The sequence below is a fragment of the Streptomyces sp. NBC_01335 genome, assembly GCF_035953295.1.
Classification (GTDB): Bacteria; Actinomycetota; Actinomycetes; order Streptomycetales; family Streptomycetaceae; genus Streptomyces.
The window spans coordinates 764,229-789,266 of record NZ_CP108370.1 but is presented as its reverse complement, the minus strand read 5'-3'; the positions used below and the strand labels follow the sequence as shown (position 1 = coordinate 789,266).

The following is a 25,038-nucleotide window of genomic DNA, read 5'->3' as shown; positions in this document are numbered from 1 at the left end:
CGTGCCAAGGCCGCCCGGCAGACGGCGGTTCGACGACACGACCCAGTGCCTTCGTACCGCCTGGATCCCGCTCATCGTTCGTTCTGCTCGATCTCAAGCATCCGCTCATCACGCCCTGCGGCGTGCGCGCCCGGGGGAGCCCGATGAGTGTTCCAGTTCTGTGTCCGGACATGACCCATGGGCAGAGACGGCTGTGGTTTCTGCACCAGCTGGAGCCGGACGACCCCTCGTACAACATCCCCCTCGTGCTGCGGCTGACCGGTGATCTGGCGCAGTCGGCCCTCGGGGCCGCGTTCGACGAGGTGGTGGCCCGGCACGAGTCGCTGCGCATGCGCTTTCCGGACGAGGACGGCGCCCCCGCCGTGGTGGTCGCCGCGCCCGCTCCGGTGGCCATCGAGCACCTTGACCTGAGGGCCGGGAACCACCGGCTGGAAGCGTTGCTGGCCGAGCGCACCAACCGTGGCTTCGACCTGGGGCAAGGGCCTCCGCTGCGGGTGTCCCTCTTCCGGACGGGCGACAGCGAGCACGTCCTGTGCGTGGTCCTGCACCACATCGTCGCCGACGGCTGGTCGCTCAACATCCTCCGCGACGAACTGGCAGCGCACTACACCGCCCACCGGCAGGGTCGCGCCACCGGTCTCCCCCTGCCGCCCCCCTACCGCGCGCAGGCCGCCGCGGAGGCACGGGAGGCGGACGGACCGCAGACCCGCGAAGCACTCGCCTACTGGCAGGAGCGCCTTGCCGACGCCCCCGCCCTTGAGCTCCCCCTCGAACGGCCGCGACCCGAACAGCCCTCCACGCACGGCGCTTTCCACACGCAGGTGATCACCGGCGCCGGGCCCGTGGTGGACGAGCTGGCCCGTGCCCGGCGCTGTACTCCGTTCATGGTCCTGCTCGCCGCCTACCAGGCGGTCCTCCACCGCTGCACCGGGCAGGAGGACTTCTGCATAGGCGTCCCCACCGCAGGCCGCACCGACCCGGAGGCCGAGCGGGTCATCGGCTACTTCTCGCGCACGCTGGTGCTGCGCTCCGACCTCTCCGGCGACCCCGGGTTCGCCGATCTGCTGCGCCGGGCCCGCAGCACCGTCCTCGGGGCCTTCACCCACGAACGGATCCCCTTCGAGCGTCTGGTCGAATCCCTGCGCCTGGACCGTGATCCGGGGCGGACGCCGCTGTTCCAGACTCTGTTGACCGTTCACACCCAGGACGCAGGGCTGCTGCGTGCCACACCGTTCGCCGACCTCTCCTGCACCGAGCTCGACCCGGGCATGGAGGCCTGCAAGTTCGACCTCACCCTGGACGTGCGGCGGGACGGCGAGGACGTCGTCGCCGTCTTCGGCTACCGGACGGACCTCATCGACGCCGCATGGGCGGCTCGGCTCGGCCGGTGGTTCGAGACGCTGCTGCGGGCGGCGGTGGCCGACCCGGACACGCCGGTCCGCCGGCTGCCGATGCCGGACGCGTCGGAGCTCGCGGCCCTCCGGGAACGGGGCCGGGGACCGGCCTTGGCCGCAGGACCGCCGACCGTGCTCGCCGCCGTCGAGGAGGCGGTGCGCAACGGACCCGACAGGACCGCGCTGCGAGGACGCGACGAGTCACTCGACTACGCCACCCTCTGGTCGCAAGCCGGCCGGCTGGCCGTGCGGCTGGCGGCCCACGGGATTCGGCAGGGGGACACCGTCGGGGTTCTCCTGCCGCGCGGCCCGCGCGCGGTCGTGGCGATGCTCGCCGCCTGGAGGGCCGGTGCGGCGTATGTGCCGCTCGACCCCGACTACCCGCCGGCCCGGATCGCCTTCATGATCGAGGACAGTGGAACCCGGATCGTCCTCACATCCGGCCGGGCAGGATCGCGCGAGGTTCCGGAAGGCGTGCGGACGCTGACCGCCGACGGGCAGGACGCCTTCGGCGATCCTGCGAGCACGGACACGGACACGGCCCGCGGGGGCGAACGGACCGGTGCTCCGGGCGGGTCCGGCAGTTCCCCTGCCGCCGTTCTTCCTGTCGTCCGTCCCCACGATCCTGCCTACGTCATCTACACCTCGGGTTCGACCGGCACCCCCAAAGGCGTGCTCGTGCCGCACCACGCACTCGCCGAACGGGTCCGGTGGATGCGTGAGGGCTACGGCATCACGCACACCGACCGCGTCCTGCACGGCGCCTCGCTCAGCTTCGACACCAGCGCCGAGGAACTCTTCCCGGCGCTGGCCGCCGGCGCCACCCTGGTCGTCGCCGAAGCCGGTGCCGCCCTGCCCGACCAGCTCGGCCACGCCTTCACCGCCGACGTCACGGTCATGGACCTGCCCACCCCTTACTGGCACCAACTGGTCGGCGACCTGGACGCGGTGGCATGGCCCGACTCGCTGCGGCTGATGATCCTGGGCGCCGACCAGGTGAGGTCCACCGCGGTCGGTGCCTGGCGGGCCCGGTTCGGGGACCGGGTACGGCTCGTCAACTCCTACGGCCCCACCGAGACCACGATCATCGCGACGACCGCCGACCTCTCGGCGGCCGACAGCCGTACCCGACCGCCGATCGGCGCACCGATCGGCGGGGTCCATGTGACGGTATGCGACGCGCGGGGCGGCCTTGTCCCGCCCGGCACCCCCGGGGAACTGCTGATCGGCGGCGCGGGGGTGAGTCACGGATACACCGGCAGACCCGGCGCCACCGCCCGGGTCTTCGTTCCCGATCCCGAAGGACCGCCCGGGTCCCGCCGCTACCGGACCGGTGACCTCGTCCGGCACCGGCACGACGGCGCGCTGGAGTTCCTCGGCCGTCTGGACGGCCAGGTCAAGGTGCGCGGCTACCGGGTGGAGCCGGGCGAGGTCGAGAACGCGCTGATGCGGCAGCCGGGGGTCGCGGAGGCGGTGGTCGTCGCCCGGGGGGACGCCCTGGTGGGATACGTGGTCCCGGCAGTTCCCGCCGAGGGCCCGCACGCTCCCGGTGCCGGCCTCCTCCATGCTGGGGCGGACACCCGGTCCGCCGGTTCCGCCGGTTCCGCAGGGCCCGCCGGTCCTGCGGGCGCGTACGCGGGCACCGCCCAGGGCGACCCCGCAGCCGTGGCGGACACCGCCCCCGGCACCGGCACCGCCCCCGGCACCGCCCCCGGCGGCGAGGTCCTCGACCCTTCCGCCCTGCGGGCCGCGCTCGCCGCGTCCCTCCCCGCACACCTGGTGCCCAACGCCGTACTCGTCCTGGAGCGGCTGCCGCTCACGCCCAACGGGAAGCTCGACCGCGCCGCCCTGCCCGCACCCGACCAGCGCCCCGCGCTGCGCGAGGCGTACGTGGCCCCGCGCACCGAGGCGGAGGAACTCGTCGCGGACATCTGGCGCGAGGTCCTCGGCATCGACCGGGTCGGGGCGATGGACGACTTCTTCGACCTCGGCGGGCACTCGTTGCTCGCCACCAGGGTGATCGCCCGGATCCGGGCGACCGTCGACCTCACCGTCGCCCTGCGCACCCTGTTCACCCACCGGACGGCCGCAGCCTTCGCCGAAGCGGTGGAAGCCGCCCTGGTGGCCGAAATCGATGCCCTCTCGGACGACGAGGCCGCGAGCCTCCTGTCCGCCGGTGACGACTCCCTGGAAGGAACCGGTTCGCCGTCATGAGCGAAACCACCACATCCTCCGCAGGCCTCTCCGAGGCCAAGCGCGCCCTGCTGAGCCGTCGGCTGCGGACCGGCCTCACCACCGCGCCCCGGCCCGTCGTCCCCCGGCGGAACGACGGGGAGGTGCCCCCGCTCTCCTTCGCCCAGGAACGCCTCTGGTTCATGGAGCAGTTCGCACCGGGCACCGCCGCCTACAACATCCCGGTGGCCCGGCGGCTGCGCGGCCCACTGGACCACGCGGCGCTGGAGCGCGCCCTGGACATGGTGGTGGCCAGGCACGAGACCCTGCGCTCCCGGTACCCGGCGACCGACGACGGCAAGCCCGTCCTGGAGATCGCCGAGCCCGCGCCCGCTCCGCTGCCCGTCGCCGACGCGGTCGACGAGGCGCACGCGGCACGGCTGGTGGACGAGGCGGCAGCCCGGCCCTTCGACCTCGTCGAGGGCCCCCTGCTGCGGACCCTTCTGGTGCGGTGCGCACCCGACGAGCACATCCTGCTCCTCGTGGTGCACCACAGTGTCAGCGACGGCTGGTCCAGTGAGATCCTGATATCCGAGATCCTGCGCTGCTACACGGCCCAGGCTGCGGGCGACCCGGATCCGCTGCCCGAACTCCCGGTCAGGTACGGAGACTTCGCGCTGTGGCAACGCGACCGGCTGAGCGGGGACGCGATGGCCGCTGAGGTGGCCTACTGGGCTCGGGAACTCGCCGGCGTGGAGCCCCTCGTGCTGCCCACCGCCCGGCCGCGGGCCGCCCGGCAGACGTTCGACGGGGCCGGATACGGCTTCCAGGTGGGCCGAGGGCTGCTCGACCGGATCACGGCTCTCGGCAAGGCCCACGGCGCCACCGTCCACATGGTGATGCTCGCCGCCTTCCAGGTGCTCCTCGCCCGCTTCAGCGGACAGCGCGACTTCGCGGTGGGCTCACCGGTGGCCGGCCGACCGGAGCCCGAACTCGAAGGCCTCGTCGGCATGTTCGTCAACGTGCTGCCCCTGCGGGCCCGGCTCGACGGGGATCCGGGCTTCGCCGCGCTGCTGGAGCGCACGCGGGAGACCTGCCTGGAGGCCTACGCCCACCAGGAACTGCCGTTCGCCCAGCTGGTGACCGAACTGGGCGTCGAGCGCGACGTCTCCAGGCCGCCGGTGTTCCAGGCCGTGCTCGCCATACAGAACTACGCGACCGCACAGCAGCGGGACGCGAAGGGGGCACTGGATGCGGAGACCTACGGCCTGCGGGCCGCCGGCACGCGGTTCGACATCGAGCTGTTCCTGATGGAGTGGCCGGACGGGCTGCGGGGAGCCTTCAACTACAACACCGACCTCTTCGACGAGGCGGACGTCGCCCGCATGGCGGGACACCTGGACCGGCTGCTGCGCGCGGTGACCGAGCACCCCGACGTGCCCCTGTCCGAACTGGACGGCCTGTCGGGCGCCGAACGCGAGCTGGAGCTGGAGGAGTTCAACGCCACCGACGTCACGCTCCCGGCCGATGCCACCCTGGTGTCCCTGATCGGCGAGCAGATCGCGCGTACCCCCGAAGCGGTGGCGGTGACCGCCGACGAGGGCACGCTCACCTACGCGGCACTCGACGAGGCCGCCGACCGGATCGCCGGCCGGCTCGTCGCGGCCGGAGTCACCCGCGGCGACGTGGTCGCCGTCAGCGCCGAACGCTCGCACGCCCTGGTCACGGCGCTGCTCGGCGTGATGCGTACCGGCGCCTGCTACACCCCGCTGGACACCGAGTACCCGGCGGAGCGGCTGCAGTTCATGCTCGCCGACAGCGGAGCGCGCGTCCTGCTCACCCAGCGCGGTCTTCCCGTGCCCGAGGTCTGCGACGCGGCCGTGCTGTACCTGGACGACGACACGCATCGTGGGAGCGCTCCCGCCATGAGCGGAGGCACCGGGCCGCAGCCCGACGATCCGGCGTACCTGATCTACACCTCCGGCTCCACCGGCCGCCCGAAGGGAGTGCCGAACACCCACCGGGCCCTGGTGAACCGGCTGCTCTGGATGCAGCGGAGCTACCCGATCGGCCCCGACGACCGGGTTCTGCAGAAGACTCCGGCCGGGTTCGACGTGTCGGTCTGGGAGTTCTTCTGGCCCCTGATGACCGGGGCGCGTCTCGTCCTGGCCCGCCCCGGCGGCCAGAAGGACGCCGCCTATCTCCAGGAACTGATCCGCACGGTCCCCGTCACCGTCGCCCACTTCGTCCCCTCGATGCTGCCGCTCTTCCTCGCCGAGGAGGGAGCCGGCCGGTGCACCGGGCTGCGGAGGGTCGTGTGCAGTGGCGAGGCGCTGCCGCCGGACACCGCACGTGCCTTCCGGGCCCTGCTGCCGGACTGCGCGCTGGCGAACCTCTACGGCCCGACCGAGGCGGCCGTCGACGTCTCCTCGTGGGAGTGCGAGGGGACCCTGGACACGGTGCCGATCGGGCGCCCGATCGACAACATCCGGCTGTACGTCCTGGACGGAGCGCTGCGGCCGGTACCGCCCGGCGCCCCGGGCGAGATCCACATCGGGGGGACCGGCGTCGCCCTCGGTTACCACCGCCGGCCCGGCCTGACCGCGAGCCGCTTCGTCCCCGACCCGTACGGCCCGCCCGGCTCACGGCTCTACCGGACCGGCGACCTGGGCAGGCGCCGCCCCGACGGAACGCTGGAACACCTCGGCCGGATCGACCAGCAGGTCAAGCTGCGCGGGCTCAGGATCGAGCCCGGTGAGATCGAGTCCGCCCTGCGCGCGCTGCCGGCCGTGACCGAGGCGGCCGTCGTCGTACGCGAGGACAGTCCGGGGGACAAGCGGCTGGCGGCGTACCTCGTCACGGACGACGGACCGGACGGCCTCGATCCACAGGCGCTGCGGACACGGCTCAAGCTCGTGCTCCCCGACTACATGGTGCCCGTCTCCTTCACCGCCCTGCCCGCCCTGCCGCTCACCCCCAACGGGAAGCTGGACCGCCGGGCGCTGCCGAAGCCCGAGCTGCACCGGGCCCCAGGAGCCGCCCTCGCACCCGAGAGTCCTGTCGAGCGGGTGCTCGCCGCGATCTGGGCCGAGGTGCTCGGACTGGACGAGGTCGGGGCGGACGAGGACTTCTTCGACCTCGGCGGGCACTCGCTGCTCGCCACCCAGGTCGTGGCCCGGGCACGGACCCTGCTGCCGGAGGCCGGGGGCCGCCCGGTCAGCGTGATGGACCTCTTCACCTGCCGGACCGTCAGAGACCTCGCGGCGCTGGCGGAACTGCCCGAGGACGCCCGGGGCCCCCGCAGACTGCTGCACCGGCTGACCCCCCAGGTCCCTGCCGCGCGTCGGCGCGCCACCGTGGTCTGTGTTCCGTACGGAGGCGGCAGCGCGGTCGTCTACCAGCCCGTCGCCGACCTGCTTCCCGACGACCACGAGCTCTGGTCCGTCGCGATACCCGGTCACGACGTCGGCGTCACCGAGGAGCACCTGCCGTTCGGAGAGCTGGCCGGGAAGCTCGCCGCCGAGATCGAGGAACGTGTCGAGGGCCCCCTGATCGTGTACGGGCACTGCGGCGTCGGCACCGCGCTGGCGGTGGCGACGGCACGCCTGCTGGAGGCGTCGGGCCGGGAACTCGAAGCGGTCTACGCCGGAGCGCAGTTCCCCTTCGCACGACCGCGCAGCCGCGTGCTCGGGACGCTGAGCCGGATCGCCTCCCTGGAGGCGCTGCTCGGAAACCGGGTCTACGTCAACTGGCTCACCGGGATGGGGGTCGACACCTCCCAGCTCGACCGTGAACAGACCGCGTTCATCGTGGGCAACATGCGCCGCGATTCGCAGGCCGCGGAGGACTATTTCACCGGCGCGATCGCCGATGTGGAGGCGGGAGCACCACGGCTGCGCGCACCTCTGGTGTCGCTGGTGGGTGACCGCGATCCGGCTGCCGACTTCTACCAGGAGCGCTACCGGGAGTGGCTGCTGCTGGCCGAGCGCTCGGCGGTCGCGGTGATCGACCAGGGCGGCCACTTCTTCGTCAAGTACCGGGCCACGGAGGTCGCCGAGGCGGTCACCACGGTGCACCGCGCCCTGCGCGAGGAGACCACCGCGTCGCTGCCGGAGCGGACCCCGGACGCGGCGTGGTGGTTCCACGGGGAGACGGGTCCTCCGGAGTCGGCGGCCGGTCCGTCAGACCGGACGGGCGCCCCGGCACGGGACACGGACGGGCCGGAGGGTGCGGACCCGAAGCCGGCCGCCGGCCAGGAACCGGACGGGGCCCCCGGCCCGCGCCGCCCACGCGGAGGCGGCAGCGCGTCCGACCGGACCGGCGCCCCGGCGCGGGACACGGACGGGCCGGAACCGGGCATGGCCCGCTTCCTCACGGTCGTGCTCGGCCAGCTCGCCTCCATCATGGGGTCCGCGCTCACCGAATTCGCCCTGCCCATCTGGATTCTGCTGGAGACCGGGTCGATGACCCGGTTCGCGCTCTACTCCGTCGTCGCGATGCTGCCGGGCATTCTCATCGGTCCGCTGGCCGGAGCCGTGGTCGACCGCTTCGACCGCCGCAAGGTCATGCTGGCCGGTGACCTCACCGCCGGACTCAGCCAGGTCGCCATGCTGGCCCTCCTGCTGGCCGGGCAATTGGACACCTGGTACCTGTACGTACTGCTCGCCGTGCTGTCCGTGGCGCTGACCTTCCAGCGCCTCGCCTACAGTTCGGCCGTTCCGCAACTGGTCCCGAAGCAGTACCTCGGACACGCCAACGGAGCCGTACAACTCGCCTTCGGCGCAGCGCAGTTCGTCGTACCGCTGGTAGCGGTCGCGCTCATGGCGGGCATCGGGCTGCGCGGCGTGCTCATCCTCGACATCCTCAGCTATGTCGTCGCCGTGGGCGTGCTGCTGTGCGTCAGATTCCCCCGGACGCTGCCGTGGAGCCGCCGGGAACCGGTGGTCGAGGAGATCAAACACGGGTTCACGTACACCTGGCACAACCGCGGATTCCGCTCGATGCTGCTGTGGTTCGCCGTACTGAACCTCTTCCTCTCGCCCCTCTTCCTGCTGGTGACACCGCTGGTGCTGTCCTTCGGCACCCTGGACGACGCGGCCGGGGTGGCGATGGCGGGCGGCGCCGGAGCCGTCGTGGGCGGACTGCTCATGGGGGTGTGGGGCGGACCCCGCAGACACCGGGTGCGCGGCATGCTGGCGCTGGCCGCCGTGTTCGCCCTGGCGAGCGCGGTGACCGGACTGCGCGCCGACCTCTGGGTGATCGGCGCCGGAGCCTTCGGGATGGCCTGCGCCATCTCGATGGTCAACGGGGTGTACTCGACGATCGTGCAGGTGAAGGTGCCGCAGCGGTTCCACGGCAGGGTCTTCGCACTGAACACGCTGGTGGCCTGGTCCACACTGCCGATCGGCCACGGTCTCATCGCGCCCCTCGGCGTCAAGCTGTTCGACCCGCTGCTGGCCGAGGACGGGGTGCTGGCGGGCAGCGTGGGCCGGGTGCTCGGGACCGGCCCGGGACGCGGAATCGGCCTGATGTACCTGCTGTTCTGCCTCGTCATGCTGGTCCTGGTGGCCTTCGCCCTGCGCTGGCCGGTGCTCGCCCGGTTCGACCGGGACGTGCCGGACGCCGAGCCGGACGACCTCATCGGGCTCAGGGAGCGTGCCCAGGCCCTGGCGGCGGCGCAGAAGAAGCGCGAAGCGTCCGCGGAGGCCGACACCGCTCCGGTGCCGGCCGGGGCACAGCGGTGACCGCGCCCCGGCGCGCGGCCGCCGCGCCGCCTCCCGGATCCCTGCTGGAGGTGCTGGCCCACCGGGCCGCACTCCACCCCGGCCGCACCGCGCTGCACAACGGCGGGAGCAGCCTCGACTTCGGCAGCTGGCAGCGCCGCTCCGCCGCCCTCGCCGCAGGCCTCCTCGCGCGCGGGCTGGGCCCCGGTGAGCCGGTGGGGCTGTGGTACGGCAGTACCCGCTGGACGGAGTACGCCGTCGCCTACTGCGCGGTTCTGCGGGCCGGCGGGGTCGCCGTACCGCTCAGTGACCGCATGGCACCGGCCGCCGCCGCGCACGTCCTGAGCGACTGCCGGGCGGTCGCCGTCCTGCACGCGTCGGACGGACCGCCGCCACGGCTGCCCGAGGGGGTGTGGGCGGCGCCGGGCGACCTGATCGAGGCCGAGGCCGGCGAGGAGGCGCCGGACATCACGCTGCCCGCTCCCGGCGCGCCCGCGCAGTACCTCTACACCTCCGGCACCACCGGCCTGCCCAAGGGTGTTCGGGCGACCCACGCCAACCTGGCCCACGGGTGCACCCTCGACGAACGACGCAGGCCGCTGCGGCACTCCCGTACCTTCCTCCACAGCTTTCCCATAGGGACGAACGCCGGCCAGACGATGCTCGTCAACTGCCTGAACGCGGCAGCCACCGGTGTCGCGGCCCCGCAGTTCACCCCCTTGCGGTTCGCCCGGCTGATCGAGGAGCACACGGTCGGCAGCGTGTTCCTGGTGCCGGCGACCGCCATCGAACTGCTGGCCTCCCCGGCCCTGTCGCGCTGCGACCTGAGCTCGGTCCGGCTGGTCGGCTCCACCGCCGCGGCGCTGCCGCAGCCCGTCGCGCTGCGCCTGTCGCAGGTCTTCGAGGGTGCGCAGATCGTCAACTACTACACCTCCACCGAGGCCGCGCCCGCACAGATCACCCTTCTCTTCGATCCCGGCCGTCCGGGCTCGCCCGGCCTGCCGGCCGCGCTCGACCAGCTGCGGATCACCGACCCTGAGGGCCGCCCCGTTCCCGCCGGCGAGGCCGGTGAGATCTGGCTGCGCTCTCCCGCCTCGCCCCGCTCCTACCTCGGACCGGAGGGAAGCCGCACGGACGTCTTCCAGGGCCGGTGGGTGCGGATGGGCGACCTCGGGATGCTGGACGACGACGGCTACCTCCACCTGCTGGACCGGGAGCGCGATGTGGTGAAGTCCGGGGCGTACAAGGTCTCCACGATCCAGGTGGAGAACGCCCTGCACGCCCATCCCGAGATCGCCGATGCCGCGGCCTTCGGGATCCCGCACCCGGTGCTCGGCAGTGTGGTGGCGGCCGTGGTGGTACCGCGGCACGGCGAGCTGGACGTCCCCGGGCTGCGCTCCTTCCTGCTGGACCGGCTGGCGGCGCACGAGCTCCCGGCCCGGTTCCTCTTCCGCGACTCCCTGCCCCGCAACGAGGGCGGCAAGGTCCTCAAACGCGAACTGCACCGGCTTCTGGACGACGAGGCGATCTCATGACCCTGCCCACACCCTCCGCAGCCACGGCCCCGCTCGGCCGGGCCGCGCCCGAACCCGTCCCGTTCGATCCTGCCCCGCTGGACCCGGCCCAGCACGGTGTCTGGGTCACCGAACAGGCGATGCGGACCGGTTCGGCCTATCACCTCAGCGTCGCGCTCCACTTCCGGGGGCCGCTGGACCTCGCGGCCCTGCACACCGCGTGGACCCGGTTCGTGCACGACAACCCGGTGCTCGCCGCCCGCGTCGACCCCGCCGGGCCGTGTCTGGTCCCCGGGCCGGTTCCCGCCGTGCGGCACCACACCTGCACCCCCGCGGACCTGGAGAAGCTCCAGGAGGAGGAGACAGCCACCGCGTTCGCCCCGGACGGTGCCCTGGTCCGCCCGACCCTCTTCACCACCGGACCCGGCTGCCACACCTTGCTGCTGGTCGCCCACCACATCGTCTTCGACGGCGAGTCCAAGGACGTGTACGTGTCCGGGCTGGCACGTCACTACCGGGCCGCGACCCAGGACCCTGCCGCCCCTGCCCCCGCCACCGCGCCCACGGACCGGCGCACACCCCCTTCGTCCGCGCCCGCCCTCACCGGGCAGGCCGTCGACGCCGCGGCCCGGTTCTGGGACGGCCGCTGGCAGGAGAGCTCCGCACCGGCCCTTCCGGGGCAGGCCGCACACTCCCTGGTGGACCCGGTCGCACCCGCTCCCGGCAACGCCGCCGACTTCCGGCTCGGCGGCCGGCGGCACGCCCGCCTGACCGCCACCGCGCACGCGCTCGGCCTCACCCGGTTCGAACTGCTGACCGCCACCTGGCACGCGCTCCTGCTGCGCTACGGCAACACCGAGCCCGCCACCGCCGTCGAGCTCTCGACCCGCGCCCCGGCCACACCCGGACGGGCCGGGCTCCACGTCAACGAGCTGCCGCTCTTCACACACCCCCGACCGCACGCCCCGTTCCAGGAGTTCGCCCACGAGGTCCGGGAGGAACTGCGCGCCCTGTACGCCCACCGGCCGGTGCCGCTGAGCCGTGCCGTCCGTGGGCTGACGCCGCGCACGGCGCTGTGCCCGCTCTCCCTCAGCTACCGGCGCCGCACCACCTCGGCGCAGGCCGGCTTCGGTGACGCGCTGGACGTCCGTACCGAATGGATCGGCTTCGCCCGTACCGCCCGCAACCTCGCCCACCTCCAGCTCGTCGACTCACCGGACGCGCTCGAAGGCAGCCTGCAGTACCGCACGGCCGCCTTCGTCCCCGAAGCCCCCGCACGTATCCTGACCCACTTCCTCACCCTGCTGGACGGCGCGCTGGACGCGCCGGACACCCCCATCGCCGGCCTGCCGTTGCTCCCCCCGCAGGAGCTCGCGCTCCTGCTCACCGACACCACGTCCGCGCCCGGCAACGCCGACATCAGCCTGCCCGCCCTGTTCGCGGCCCAGGCCGCGGCCACCCCGGACGCCGTCGCCGTCGTCGACGGTGACGACGAGATCAGCTACGCCCGACTCGACGCGGCGGTACGCCGTTTCGCGCACCGGCTGCGCGAACGGGGCGCCGGCCCCGGCAGCCTGATCGGCATCGCTCTGCCCCGGTCCGCCGCCCAGCTCGTCGCCGTGCTCGGGGTGCTCACCGCCGGCGCGGCCTACCTGCCGCTCGACCCCGACCACCCCGAGGAGCGGCTGGCGTTCATCCGCGCCGACTCCGGTCTCACCCTCCAGGTCTCCGAGGATCCCGGGCCCGGCGTCCTCGCCCCGGAACCCCTCGGCGAGCCCGGCACCCCACCCCCCGCGCCCGCCCCGCCGGCCCTCGAAGACCCCGCCTACGTGCTGTACACCTCGGGCTCCACCGGCACGCCCAAGGGAGTCGAGGTGCCCCACGGGGCGCTGGCGAACCTGCTGGCCGCGATGGGCGAAACAGCCGGCGCGCGGCCCGGGGACCGCTGGCTGGGCCTCACCTCACTCTCCTTCGACATCTCCACCGTCGAGCTCTTCGTCCCGCTCGTCACGGGCGGTCGCGTCGTCCTCGTGCCGGAGGGGCGGCACCGCGACGGCGACGCGCTGACCGGCCTCGTCGAACGCCACGCGCTCACCCATGTCCAGGCCACGCCGAGCGGCTGGCGGCTGATGCTCGCTGCCGGACTGCACGCCCCCGGCCTCGTCGCACTCAGCGGCGGGGAAGCGCTGCCCGCGCCCCTCGCGGCCACGCTGCGCCGCGCCGTGGGGCGGCTGGTCAACGTCTACGGTCCGACGGAGACCACGGTCTGGTCGACCTCCGCCGACATCGAGGCGGACGGCCCCGTCACCGTCGGCGGCCCGCTGGCCAACACCCGTACGTACGTCCTGGACGAGCGCCTGCGTCCGCTGCCGTACGCGACGACCGGCGAGCTGTACATCGGAGGCAGCGGCGTCGCGCACGGGTACCGCGGGCGGGCCGGGCTCACCGCGAGCCGGTTCGTGCCCGACCCCTTCGGCCCGCCCGGCTCCCGCCTCTACCGCACCGGGGATCTGGCCCGCCTCCGGACCGACGGAAGGCTGGAGTTCGCGGGCCGGTCCGACACCCAGGTCAAGATCCGCGGACACCGGATCGAACTCGGCGAGGTCGAGACCGCGCTCTGCGGACACCCGGAGGTGGCCCAGGCCTCGGCCGTGCTCCGCGACGGTACGGACGGCGAGCAGGACCGGCTCGTGGCCTACGTCGTGCCCGCACCGGCCGGCCCGGTGCCGTCTCCCGACGCCCTGCGCGCCCATCTGGCCCGGAGTCTGCCGGCCGCCGCGCTGCCCGCCGTGTACGTGATGCTCGACGCCCTTCCGCTCACTCCCAACGGGAAACTCGACCGGGCCCGTCTGCCCGAGCCGCCGCGGAGCCGCGACACGACGGACGAGCAGGTCACCGATGGCGGGGAGCGGGGAGTCGTCGCCGCCGTGCTGGCGATCTGGCGGGACGTGCTCGAACTGGACGACCTCGGCCCCGACGAGGACCTGTTCGACCTGGGCGGCCACTCACTGACGATCACCTCCATCGCGGGCCGTATCCGCAAGGAGTTCGGCGTGTCGGTCCCCTTCGACGTCTTCTTCGACAGCCCCACCGTCCACGGTGTCGCAGCCTGCGTCACCGACCTCATGGAGGAGAACAGATGAACACGAGCATCCGCTACCAGGTGGTGGTCAACGAGGAGGAGCAGCACGCCCTGTGGCCGGCCGACTCGCTCCCGCCGCAGGGCTGGCAGCCGGACGGATTCAGCGGCACGGAGGACGAGTGCGTCGTCCACGTCGACGAGGTCTGGCCCGACATCAGGCCGCTGAGCCTGCGCCGCCGGCTGGCAGAGCAGGAACAGCTGTGAGCGCCGCCGCCCCCGCCACCGGGACGCGCGCCCGGCTCGCCGTGCTGATCCGCGAGGCCATGGACGGGCAGATCGGCACGGCCGAACTCCTCACGCCCCGGGCGACCCTGACCGAGGTGGGAGTCACCTCGCTGGGCCTGCTGAGACTGGCCGACGCCCTGGAGGAGGAGTTCGGCGTCGAGGTCGACCTCGCCGACCCGTCGTTCTACCGGGAGACCGTGGACACGCTGGCCGCCCGGGTCGACGCCGCGGACGCCGGACAGCCCCGTGAGTGAGCCGGAGGTCCCCGCGGCGGACCTCGCGGCCGACGTGGTCGAGGTCCCCTTCGCCGGGGACCGCTCGGGGACGGCGCCGCTGACCTGGGGGCAACAGGCGATCTGGAACGCGATCCTGCGGACCGCCCCGAACGACATCTACTTCAACATCGGCCGGCTCCTCCCCCTGGGCGAGCGCGGCCGGACGACCGATCTGGCGCAGCTGACCGCCGCGGTGGCGGCGTTGATGGAACGCCACGAGGCCCTGCGGACCAGGCTGCGGGGGACGGAGCGGACGCCGGACCAGTCGCTGTCGGACTCGGGCCGACTGCCGCTGACCGTGGTCGACGAACCACGGCCGGAGCACGCGGACGCGGCCGCACGGCATCTGCTCGACCGGCTGAGTGCCACCCGGTTCGACTACGAACGGGAGTGGCCGCTGCGGGTCGGCGCGGTGCGCAGCGAGGGCAGGGTGACGCACGCGGTGCTGGTGCTGTGTCATCTCGCCTGCGACGGACACGCCGCCGAACAGGTGGTGCGCGACCTGCGGCTGTTGGTCGTACGCGGCTCCGCCGGCCGGAAGCCGCGCGCCACCCCGATGGATCTCGCCGTGGAACAGCGCGGACCGGTGGGGGTGCGCCGCAGCGAGCGGGCGCTGGCCCACTGGGAGTCCTTCTACCGCAGCATCCCTCCGACGATGTTTCCCCAGCAGGCCGCAGCCCCCCGGACGCCCCGGTTCTGGAGCGGCCGGCTGGTGTCGGAAGCCCTCGCCCTGGCCACCGACGCACTGGCCGCCGCACACCGCGTCAGCGGGTCGACGGTACTGATGACCGGCATGGCGGCTCTCGTCGCGGCCGACGGCGGGCACGAGACGGCCGCGATGATGCCCATCGTCGGCAACCGCACCTCCGCGGACCACCGGGATCTGGTGGCGATGCTGTCCCAGGACGCGCCGTTCCTCCTCGACACCACCGGAGCCGTACGGTTCACGGACCTGCTGCCGGTGGCGTGGCGTGCGGCGATGGCCGGGTACCGGGCCGCCGCGTACGACCCCGTCGCGTGGGAGGCGCTCCGTGAGCGGATCGGCAGGGAACGCGGCACGCCCGTGCATCCGTACTGCTGCTACAACGACCAGCGGTTCTTCGCGCGCCCGCCGGCGGACGGCCCCCCGCCGGGAGCCGACGAGCTGAGGGAGGCCCGGACGCGTACGCGGTTCTCCTTCCCCGCCACCCAGGAACGGCTGGGCTGCCGCTACTGCGTCCATGTGACCGAGGAACAGGGAACGCTCGCCGTCATGTTGACCGCCGACACCGCGTACCTGCCGCCGGCCGCGATCCGGGCGCACCTGGAGGCGCTGGAGGAACTGATCACCGCCGCCGCGTGCGGGTCCTCCCCGCTGCTGGCCGATCTGCCCGGGCTGCTGGAGCGCGGGGACGGCGCCCGCACCTGACCCTCGCTCCGGACCGGGAGGCTCGGGCCACCACACGGCCCGAGCCTCCGGAGGGAGGACCGGTCAGGCGGACCGGGGCAGTCCGGCGGTGCTCGTCCCGGCCGGTGCGGTTCCGAAGATGTCCACCGCGTGGTAGTACGTCCAGGCCGTGGCGTTGCACGAGGTCAGTGTCGCGCCGGAGTAGGCGGCGCAGACGCGCTTGAGGTCGGCGTAGAGGGCGGAGTCGAGGCGCGCCTTGTTGGCGGAGAACGTGCCGGCGGCCTTGTAGTTGCGGTAGCCGAAGTCGTGGCGGGCGCAGGCCGTCTGGAACGGGAAGCCGAACGGGTTGTCGGGCGAGGTGCTGCAGTAGTCGGTCGACCAGTCGAAGCCGTAGGCGGCCCACGCGCCCTGGTTGGTGCGGGCCGCGTTCCAGCTGTTGTAGCTGGAGGCGCTCGTCTGGGTCCATGAGCTGAGTACCTGCGGCTTGTCCGCAGGCGCGGCCGAGGCGGATGCGGCGGGCAGCAGGGCGAGCGGGAGCGAGAGGGCGACGGTGCCGAGCAACATGGCGACCTGGCGACGCATGGCAATCTCCTCTGGGTGAGGGGGAGTCCGGGTGGGCGTTCACCTCGTGGGGTTCATGAGGTCGCCATGAGAATGCCGTCATGAACCTGTCATGACTAGTCATTGCGCTGAATGGACGCCGAGAGTTGGAGTGTTCGTCGGGCGATGGCCAGGGAGACGCCGCTGCCAACCTCGCCCGGGGGTGGCAGCGACAGCGGCAGCGAAGGGAGGTGGGGAGTGCGGACGGCCCAGGGGGAGGTCTTCCCGCTGTGCCGGAGCCGATCCGCCCCCGTTGTGTTCTTTGACGGGAGACGGGCCGTGACAGGAGACGGGCCGTGACAGGAGACGGGCCGTGACAGGAGACTGGCTGTGACGGGAGACGGGCTGTGACGGGAGACGGGTACTCAACCCCGTACCGACGCTGCGGTGTTGACTGGCATACTGCCGTGGTGAACCCCATGGCCGAGCAGATGAGCTCCAGAACAGCCGCCGCGTGGACGGTCGCGCTCAGTGCTCTCGGCGCGTTTACCGGATTCGTCTGGGGAGGAGCGTTCCTCGCCGTGACCTGCGGCCTCTCTCTGGCAGGCGGCGGCACTCTGGGTGCGGTCCTGTCCCACCGTCGGATGGTCGCCGGCGCGGGGGGAAGCCCGGCCCGGACGGCTGCCCTCGGGTACGCCGACGGTGTCGCGGACACGATGGTGCTGGCGATACACGCATACAGGCATTCCGCCTTTCCGCTGTCCGGTCCCGGCGCTGTGGACCCCGCAGAGCGCATGGCCCGCCGTGAGGAGGCATACCGGCTCACTGCCGCCGAGGGCCTTCCCCACCACGTCCGGGAGGCCGCGGCCGCCACGCTGGAAGCAATCGACGGCGGCTGTGAAAGTGCGGCCCTGTCCGCCGTCGAAAACCTCGGGGAAGCCATCCGGAAGCGGCACTGCGACCTGTAGAGCATGGACCCGAACAGGTGGTCGGGGGCCGGTCGATCACCGCACCGAGATGTACGCGCTCGGCTGCCTCCTCCGGAAGACGCCGACGCCGGTCGGTGAATCCGTCTTCGAGCACCGGTCGGAGCACGTGCTTCCTTCCCCAGCTCGTCCTGGAGGGCGCAGCCGCACCTCCGGGAGAGCCGAGGTCCGACGTCCTCCGAGCGCGTAGCAGGAGCAACCGGGCCCGGTTCAGGCGCGCAGGAACGCCTCCAGCGCCGTAGCCAGTGCCACTGGGGTCTCGTGCATCGGATAGTGGCCGCTGTTGGCGATCTCTTCGAGTTCGGCGTTCGGGTAGTGGCTGAGCCACGTTTCCCGCATCACCTCGGCCGTCAGGGCGAGATCGTGCTCGCCGACGATGACCTTGACCGGGACGGGGCTGCCGGCGATCCGCTCGGTCAGGTCGGCGGAGACCCAGTCCTTGACGTAGCCGCCGAACGCCTCTCGGGTCGAGAGCTGGAGGGAGCGGTCGACCATCAGGTCGACCCACACCCGGCTCGCGCGTCGACCGGTGACCAGGTCCATGATCGCCAGCCGCTTGTCGCGGTCCTGCGCGGCGCCGTAGAAGAGCGCCTCGCCGTCGGCGTCCAGCGGGTACGCCCCTGCGGGGACGGGAGCGAGCCCGATCAGTTTGCGTACCCGCTGCGGCGCTTGCGCCAGTACCTGCTGAACGGCCTTCCCGCCCATGGAGTGGCCGACGAGGGAGAAGTGCTGCCAGCCGAGTTCGTCGGCCAGGGTGAGGGCGTCGTCGGCGATCTCGGCGAGTGTGTACGCGCCGGTGACGGCCTTGCGGTCGCCGTAACCGCGGTAGTCGAGAAAGGCGTAGCTGAAGGTGGCACCGTCGAGGTAGTCGAGGAAGGACCCCCATCCGGCGCTGGTGCCGAACCAGTCGTGGAGCACCAGGACCCTGTGGTCACCGGATCCGAGCAGGCGGTGCGCAATGCTCATGGCGCGGGTTCCTCCTGTGGTGATGAGTGTTCAGGCGTACGCGGCGATGTCCGACGCTGGTACGGAAGGGCGTGCGGTCCTGGTCCGCCCGCGGCCCATGCGCACTCCGCGCGCTCGGACCGGACCGCTCGTTCCCCTACAGGCTGCTGAGGCCGATGCCGATGACCGCGCAGGGTGGACGAATACATGCGCGTCTCTCGTTTGCCGAGATGAAGGCCGAAGCCCCTTCTCGCTGTCGAACCACCTCACGGTGTTGCGCGTCATAGGTGGGCGTCCTTCGTCCACGCCACGACGCGCGCACGCGCGTCGGCCGTGGCCCGCGCCCCGGCCCCCGCATCCATTCCCCCTGAAGGGGCCTGCCAACCGGCGCCGCTCCTGATGCGCACTCGCTGCGGCCGTCGGCCGCTGCCGGCGCTCACCAAGACGCGGCGGAGACCGCCCCGTCGCCTCCGCCGGTTCCGCCTTCGCCCCTCCGGAACCCCCGTATCCTGCGGCCCAACACCCCACGAAAACGGAGGAGTCATCCTTCGGCGGGACCCGAGGGCAGCGGGGTGAGCAGGGGGCGGAGGGCGTGCAGGGACGGGGCGACGAAGTCCGCGCCCGCCGCCAGGAGTTCGGCGGCGCTGTGGGCGCCGGTGGTGACGCCGACGGCCGGTACGCCGGCGGCGAGCGCACCGGCCACATCGAGCGGGTGGTCGCCGACGTAGGCGGCGACGGCGCGGGCGCGCATCGCGTCCGCCTTGCCGGGCCCCGAGAGCCGGCAGTCGAGGGAGTCGGCGCGCAGGCCGGACCAGCGCAGGCAGGCCGTGGCCGTGCTGTCCCGCCGACTGGTGATCACCGAGCAGCGGCCGCCGGCGGAGCGGACCGCGTCCATGAGGGCGGCCGCGCCCGGCATCGGTGCGGCCGACCCCTCACCCAGCTCCAGGAACGCGGCGAGGAAGAGCTCGGCGGCGGGCCGCAACAGGCGGGCCGGCACCCACGGGGACAGCAGCTCGCGCAGCGGCGGGCCGATGCGTGCGGCGACCGCGTCGGCGTCGATCGCGAGGCCGAGCCCTTCGTTGACCCGGCGGAGCGCCAGGGCCGTCGCCGGGCGGGTGTCGACCAGGGTGAGGTCCAGGTCGAAGCCGATCACCGCGGCCTGCGGCAGGCGGAGGCGGGCCGGGGAGGCGCCGCCGCCCGGTGCCTGGAGGGCCACCTGCCGTCAGCCGACCGGGGCCGGCTCGTCGGCCCAGCCCGCGACGGAGAACGGGGTCTCGTCGCGCAGTGCGGTGAGGGCGCCGGCCACCTGCGGGAGCAGCGGGGAGGGCAGCTCGTCCTCGGCGAAGAAGCCGATCCGGCAGCAGCGGTCCGGCTCCATGTTGCGCGGCTCGCCGGACCAGCGCGTGGCCTCGAAGAAGACGCTGACGCGGGAGGCGCCCGCGCGGTTGCGGTGGTGCATCAGGTGGCGGAAGACCAGGTCCTGCGTCTCGACGACGACGCCCGTCTCCTCGGCCAGCTCCCGGATCGCACCGGCCACGACGGACTCGTCCTCGTTCAGGTGGCCGCCGGGCAGCTGCCACCAGCCGCCGCCGGGGAGCTGGAGGGCACGCCTGCTGAGCAGCAGCTGCCCGTCCTGCCGGACGACGGTGTGCACGTGGACGACCGTGGTGAACCGGTCGACTGATTCCAGCATCAGGAGCCGCCCTCAAAGTGATCGAAACCGGTACGACAGGGGGGTGATCGGCCTCAAGCTCGTTGCGAAGGTCCCGCCCGGCCCGCCCTGCGGGCGGACGGCGCTACCTTCAGAACACGGCCTGGCAGGGCGATCTGACGAGGCATCGCCTGGAGTGCGCCAGTAACAGTATCGCCCTGTCGGGTTGTCGCATAGGATGCGTCAGCTCGTGATCTCTGCGGATCCATCGCCGTTCCCACCACCAGGGAGCAGAATGCCTGCGCTCACCTCCGGCTTACCTCCCGCTGACGCGCCGTACAACCGGCCGGAGCACTGGGCGGCCGTCCTCCCCGACCGTGTGGCGGTCGCCGGGCGCGGCCCCGACGACTCGCTCACGTACGCGCAGTGGGACGCGGCGGCGGACCGGCTGGCGGACGCCCTGGAGGCCCTGCTGCACGGCCCCGGCCCGGTGGCGGTCCGGATGCGGATGCGTGCCGAGTGGCCGGTGGCCGGCCTGGCACTGGCGAAGCTCGCCCGCCGCATGGTCGTCCTCGACCCCGCGGCGGACGCCGCACGGATCCGGCAGGCGCTCGCCGAGACCGGCAGCCGAGCGCTGCTCTTCGACGACCCGGCGGCCGAGACCCGGCAGCACGGCGCGCTGTGGGAGGGGCTGGACCTCGTCCCGGTCGCCGTCGACCCCGGCCCCGGGTGGCTGCGCTCCGGCGCGGACACCCTCGCCGGGCTGCTCGCCCGCCCCGCGGGCACCCGGCGCGTCAGCTTCACCGACGCGCCGCTCGTGCTGCATACCTCCGGCACCACCGCGGCAGCCCGCAGCGTCACCCGCCCCGCCGCCACGGACCGGGACGCGATGCGCAGGAAGCGGGAGTACCGGCGGGACATCGCCGCCAGCCGGCCCGCGGGCGACAACGACCAGGTGCTGCTCACGCTGCCCCTGCACCACGGCACCGGCCAGGCCCAGCTGCGCCGGGCGTCGGCCACCGCCGCCACCGTCCACCTGCACGAGCCGTTCGACGCGGCCCGTGTCCCGGAGCTGATCCAGGAGTGCCGCATCACCCACTGGGCCACCGTCCCCGCCCAGTTGAGGCAGCTGCGTGCCCTGCCCGCGGCTGTGCTCGCCCGCCACGATCTGACCTCCCTGCGGGTGCTGAGCGTCGGCGCCGACCCGGTGCCCTTCGTGCTGCGCGAGTGGCTGGCGCAGGCACTGCCGCACGTGGGGCTGTACGAGAGCTACGGTGCGACCGAGGTCGGCCCGGTCGCCTGGACGGGGCCGGGGGAGGGCGCCGTACGGGGCGGCTTCCGCGGCCGGCCGCACTACAACGTCGAGGTGCGCGTCGTGGACGCCGCAGGCGGGGACGTACCCGAGGGCGAGGCGGGGGAACTGCTGGTGCGCACACCGCTGTCCGTCCCCACGGAAGCGTTCCCCGACGGGTTCACCCTGATCGGCGACGTCGGCCGGCTCTGCGCTGACGGCACCCTGCACGTGCTGGGCCGCACGGCCGACTGCGTGTGGGCGGACGGAGCCGTCCTGTACCCGGGCGGGATCGAGGAGGCCGTGCTGCGCCACCCCCGGGTCGACGACTGCGTGGTCGTCGCCGGGCCCGCGCCGTCGGGGAACGGCACGGCGTGGACGGCGTTCTGCGAGGCACCGGGCCTGACCGGTGCGGAGCTGGCACGCGAACTGGCCGGCTCCCTGCCGGCCGACGGCGCGAGGAGCACCGGCGAGCCGGTGTTCGTGGAGGTGGTGGGGGAGTTGCCGCGCAACGCGATGGGGAAGGTGCCGCGCCGGGTGCTGCGCGAGCGGACCGGCCGGGGCACCCCGGTGCCGGCCCGCGGGGAGGTGCCCGGACATGTCCGCTGACACCGCCGTGACCGCGGAGGCGCTCGACCGGGCGTGGGCCCAGGTCCGCTCCGAGCTCGCCGCCGACCCGCTGCCCGACCCCGCCGCGGCGGCGCGGTTCGCCGGGCAGTGGCCGCGGGTACGCGCCCGCCTGCTCGCCGACCTGGCCGACGGGCGGCACCGGCCCCGGCCGTTCGAGATCGCGGAGGTGCCCAAGGGCGGTGGCGCGCACCGCCCGGTGCCGCTGCTCGACCTCGCCGACCGGGTCGTCTACGCGGCCCTCGTCGGCGAGATGGCCGTCCGTATCGACGCGGCCCTCGACGACCACGTGTTCAGCAACCGGCTGGACGCGCAGGGCCGCCGCCGGCACTCCGGCGGGCGCGAATGGCTCAGGTTCGAGGGCGCCGCCCGCGTCCTGCACCGCGACCACGGCGGCAAGGCGCTGCTCGACACCGACGTGTCCGCCTTCTTCGAGAACTTCGACACCGCCGTCCTGGCCGCCGACCTCGCCGCCGTGGGGGCGCCGGGGGACCGGATCGAGGCGCTCCTGGACTTCCTCACCGGGCTCACCGCCGGCTCGGCCCTGCGGGGCCTGCCGCACGACCAGGACGCCACCGCGATCCTCGGCAACCTCTACCTCGCCCCCGTGGACCGGCTGCTGCGCGGCGAGGGGCTGGGCTTCGCCCGCTACCTGGACGACATCAAGGTCTTCGCGCCGGAGGCCGGCAGACTGCACGCGGCCCGGCAGGCGATCGAGGACGTCCTCGGCGCGCGCGGGATGACCCTGGCGCCGCACAAGACCGAAGTGCGCGAGGGCGACGCCGTCCTGGCCGGGCTCACCCCGCTCGGCGACGACCCCCGGGAGCTGTTCGACCGCGCGGTGGCGGACGGCGCGGTCCGCCGGCGCGAACTGCGCTTCGCGCTCGCCCTGCTGGGCCGCGCCGGTGACACCCACGCGGTGCCGTGGGTGGCGGAAGCGGCGGGCGCGATGCCCGAGTCCGCCTCCCACTTCGCGGGCTACCTGCTCGCCGCGCTGCCCGCGCACCCCCCGGCCGCCGGACCGTGGCCCGCGGCCCTCGACCGGCTGCACGCGCTGCTCGCCGGGGGCGCCGGGGGCGCAGGTGAGACCGGGAAAGCCGGGAGCGCAGGGGAAGCCGGGGACGTCCACCCGTACACGGCCTTCCACCTGCTGCGGGTGCTGACCGCCGTGCCCGGGGGCGACCGGCGGACGGCGCCGCTGCTGCACCGGTTCGCCGACGGCGACGCGTACCCGGGCTATCTGCGCCGCGCCGCCGCCGGGGCGGCGGGGGCCGCGGCCTGAGCGGACCCCGCGGCGCGCGGCCGCGCGGTCAGCGCGCCCGGTGCACCGCCAGGTCGCACAGGATGTTGAGGGCGTCGGTCGCGGGCCCGGCGGGCAGCCTCTTCAGCAGCATCCGGGCCCGGTCCGCGTAGTCGGCGCAGTCCTGTCGCGCCCTCTCCAGCGCCCGGTGCCCGCGCATCAGCGTCAGCGCCTCGGCGTGCCGGTCGTCGTCGGCCAGGCCGCCGTCCAGCAGTTCCAGCAGCCGGGCGTCCCGCGGGCCCGCGTCGGCCCGCAGGTGGAGCACGGGCAGCGTCGCCACACCCTCCCGCAGGTCGGTGCCGGGCGTCTTGCCCGACTGCTCGCTCTCGCTGGTGATGTCGAGGATGTCGTCGGCGAGCTGGAAGGCCACACCGATGTGCTCGCCGAACTCGGTGAGGTCGGAGACGATCCCGCGGTCCGCTCCGGACATCAGCGCGCCGAACCGCGCGGCCGTGGCGATCAGCGAACCGGTCTTGTCGACGATGACGTCGAAGTAGTGCGTGAGCGGGTCATGGTCCTCGCGCGGGCCGAGGGTCTCCTTGATCTGGCCGGTGACCAGCCGCTCGAAGGCCACCGTCTGGATCATCACCGCCTCGGGGCCGAACCCCGCGAGGATCTGCGAGGCCTTGGAGAACAGGAAGTCGCCGGTGAGGATCGAGACCGTGTTGCCCCAGCGGGAGTTGGCGCTCGGTACGCCCCGCCGCAGATGCGCCTCGTCCATCACGTCGTCGTGGTGCAGGGTGGCCAGGTGGGTCAGCTCGCAGGCGGCGGCGGTCGGCACGACGCCCGGGGCGCCGGGGTCGCCGTACTGCGCGGCAAGCAGCGAGAGCGCCGGGCGGAAACGCTTGCCGCCGGCGTCCAGCAGGTAGCGCGAAGTCTCCGTGACCGGCCGGTAGTCGGATTCGGTGGCCGCCAAGAGGGCCTTGTCCACCGCTGCCATGCCCGTGGTCAGGCCGGCGAGGAGCTGCTTGTCGAGCATCCCGGCGTTGAATGGTCCGAGATTCAGCATCTGGGGTCTCCTGGTGCTGGCGGGCGCCTCGGGGAGCCCGGGAAGGGGTGGGAAACACGGACCGGGCGCGCCCCTGGGGGCCGAGCGACCGGGTGGACTCAGGCGGCAGGGAGCCGCCGGTCGAGCAGGGGACGCAGGGCGGCCGTCACCTCGGCGGTGTTCGACTCGACGACGAAGTGGCCGCCGGGAACGGTCAGGCTGTCCACCCGGCCCTTGGAGAAGTCCTCCCAGGCGCGGGCGGAGTCGGGGGTCACCACGGGGTCGTCGGCGCCGGCGATCACGATCAGGTCGCAGCCCACCGGTGCGGGGCACGACCGGGCGTAGTCCTCGAACAGCTCCATGTCGGCCCGCACGATCGGCAGCAGCAGATCGCGCGAGGCCGGGTCGTCCAGCAGGTGGTGCACCGGACCGCCGTAGCGGGCGGCGAAGGCGGCGAGGAACGCCTCGTCGCCGAGTCCGGCGACCGGTGGCAGCAGCGGCAGCAGGCTGGGCGCCGCGCACGACAGCAGGACCACGGCGGCCGGCGGCCGGCCCACCGCCTCGGCCCGCCGCGCCAGTTCGAAGGCCACCAGCGCTCCCATGCTGGAGCCCAGCAGCACGAACGGGCGGTCCCAGCGGTCCACCAGCTCGCCGCAGAGCAGGCCGACCATCCGGTCCATGCTCCGCACGAGCCGCTCGCCGGGGCGCAGCAGGTGCCCCGGGTAGTCGCTGGTGACGACCTCGTAGCCGGGCAGCTCGTCGGTCCAGGAGCGGAACGCCAGGCTGCTGCCGCCGGCGTACGGCAGACAGAACAGCAAGGTGGCGTCCCCGTCCGCGGAAGGGGGTGTGGGCACAGGATTCGTCATCTCGTCGTCCGG

The 25,038-nt window shown here is 73.4% G+C and carries 16 protein-coding genes; 10 read left to right on the top strand and 6 right to left on the bottom strand.

The annotated features are described in order from the left end of the window. Positions 1–170: 170 nt before the first annotated feature. The 7 genes from OG599_RS03095 to OG599_RS03065 are packed head-to-tail and all read left to right on the top strand — an operon-like array spanning position 171 to position 15,853. Positions 171–3,608 (top strand): amino acid adenylation domain-containing protein, encoded by a 3,438-nt coding sequence (locus OG599_RS03095; protein ID WP_327174375.1) that lies wholly within the window; start codon positions 171–173, stop codon positions 3,606–3,608. After that, positions 3,605–9,310, top strand: a complete 5,706-nt coding sequence (locus tag OG599_RS03090; protein ID WP_327174374.1) for a non-ribosomal peptide synthetase/MFS transporter — start codon at positions 3,605–3,607, stop codon at positions 9,308–9,310. The genes OG599_RS03095 and OG599_RS03090 overlap by 4 nt, the downstream gene beginning before the upstream one ends. Further along, complete coding sequence (locus tag OG599_RS03085) at positions 9,307–10,824, top strand: class I adenylate-forming enzyme family protein (RefSeq protein WP_327174373.1); 1,518 nt, start codon at positions 9,307–9,309, stop codon at positions 10,822–10,824. The genes OG599_RS03090 and OG599_RS03085 overlap by 4 nt, the downstream gene beginning before the upstream one ends. Continuing rightward, a complete protein-coding gene (locus tag OG599_RS03080) occupies positions 10,821–13,946 on the top strand; it encodes a non-ribosomal peptide synthetase (protein WP_327174372.1) in 3,126 nt (1,041 codons plus the stop codon). The genes OG599_RS03085 and OG599_RS03080 overlap by 4 nt, the downstream gene beginning before the upstream one ends. Then, the gene (locus OG599_RS03075; RefSeq protein WP_327174371.1) at positions 13,943–14,149 is read left to right on the top strand and encodes an MbtH family protein; all 207 of its coding nucleotides are present in this window, start codon (positions 13,943–13,945) and stop codon (positions 14,147–14,149) included. The genes OG599_RS03080 and OG599_RS03075 overlap by 4 nt, the downstream gene beginning before the upstream one ends. Further along, positions 14,146–14,424 (top strand): phosphopantetheine-binding protein, encoded by a 279-nt coding sequence (locus OG599_RS03070; protein WP_327174370.1) that lies wholly within the window; start codon positions 14,146–14,148, stop codon positions 14,422–14,424. The genes OG599_RS03075 and OG599_RS03070 overlap by 4 nt, the downstream gene beginning before the upstream one ends. Beyond that, positions 14,417–15,853 (top strand): condensation domain-containing protein, encoded by a 1,437-nt coding sequence (locus OG599_RS03065; RefSeq protein ID WP_327174369.1) that lies wholly within the window; start codon positions 14,417–14,419, stop codon positions 15,851–15,853. The genes OG599_RS03070 and OG599_RS03065 overlap by 8 nt, the downstream gene beginning before the upstream one ends. A 63-nt stretch (positions 15,854–15,916) precedes the next feature. Here the strand turns inward: OG599_RS03065 and OG599_RS03060 are convergent, their stop codons facing one another. Further along, complete coding sequence (locus OG599_RS03060) at positions 15,917–16,414, bottom strand: phospholipase (RefSeq protein WP_327174368.1); 498 nt, start codon at positions 16,412–16,414, stop codon at positions 15,917–15,919. 437 nt (positions 16,415–16,851) lie between these two features. Here OG599_RS03060 and OG599_RS03055 point away from each other — a divergent pair, with 437 nt between their 5' ends. Further along, a complete protein-coding gene (locus OG599_RS03055; RefSeq protein WP_327174367.1) occupies positions 16,852–17,340 on the top strand; it encodes a hypothetical protein in 489 nt (162 codons plus the stop codon). A 228-nt stretch (positions 17,341–17,568) separates the two neighbouring features. Here the strand turns inward: OG599_RS03055 and OG599_RS03050 are convergent, their stop codons facing one another. The 3 genes from OG599_RS03050 to OG599_RS03040 all read right to left on the bottom strand — a co-directional run bounded on the left by OG599_RS03050 (position 17,569) and on the right by OG599_RS03040 (position 19,996). Next, positions 17,569–18,324, bottom strand: coding sequence for an alpha/beta fold hydrolase (locus OG599_RS03050; RefSeq protein WP_327174366.1), 756 nt, complete (start codon positions 18,322–18,324; stop codon positions 17,569–17,571). A 520-nt stretch (positions 18,325–18,844) separates the two neighbouring features. Beyond that, on the bottom strand, positions 18,845–19,519 hold the full coding sequence (locus OG599_RS03045) for an HAD family hydrolase (RefSeq protein ID WP_327174365.1): 675 nt from the start codon (positions 19,517–19,519) through the stop codon (positions 18,845–18,847). A 6-nt stretch (positions 19,520–19,525) separates the two neighbouring features. Continuing rightward, positions 19,526–19,996: an NUDIX hydrolase gene (locus OG599_RS03040; protein ID WP_327174364.1), complete on the bottom strand. Its 471-nt coding sequence runs from the start codon at positions 19,994–19,996 to the stop codon at positions 19,526–19,528. Positions 19,997–20,249: 253 nt separating this feature from the next. On the opposite strand from OG599_RS03040, the gene OG599_RS03035 reads away from it, so the two are divergent. Then, a complete protein-coding gene (locus OG599_RS03035) occupies positions 20,250–21,854 on the top strand; it encodes a class I adenylate-forming enzyme family protein (RefSeq protein ID WP_327174363.1) in 1,605 nt (534 codons plus the stop codon). After that, positions 21,844–23,154: an RNA-directed DNA polymerase gene (locus OG599_RS03030; RefSeq protein WP_327174362.1), complete on the top strand. Its 1,311-nt coding sequence runs from the start codon at positions 21,844–21,846 to the stop codon at positions 23,152–23,154. Before OG599_RS03035 ends, OG599_RS03030 begins: the two co-directional genes overlap by 11 nt. A 28-nt stretch (positions 23,155–23,182) precedes the next feature. On the opposite strand, the gene OG599_RS03025 is transcribed toward OG599_RS03030, so the two are convergent. Together OG599_RS03025 and OG599_RS03020 are read right to left on the bottom strand one after the other, a co-directional pair. Then, positions 23,183–24,181, bottom strand: coding sequence for a polyprenyl synthetase family protein (locus OG599_RS03025; protein ID WP_327174361.1), 999 nt, complete (start codon positions 24,179–24,181; stop codon positions 23,183–23,185). A gap of 98 nt (positions 24,182–24,279) precedes the next feature. Beyond that, on the bottom strand, positions 24,280–25,026 hold the full coding sequence (locus tag OG599_RS03020) for a thioesterase II family protein (protein WP_327174360.1): 747 nt from the start codon (positions 25,024–25,026) through the stop codon (positions 24,280–24,282). Positions 25,027–25,038: the final 12 nt, after the last annotated feature.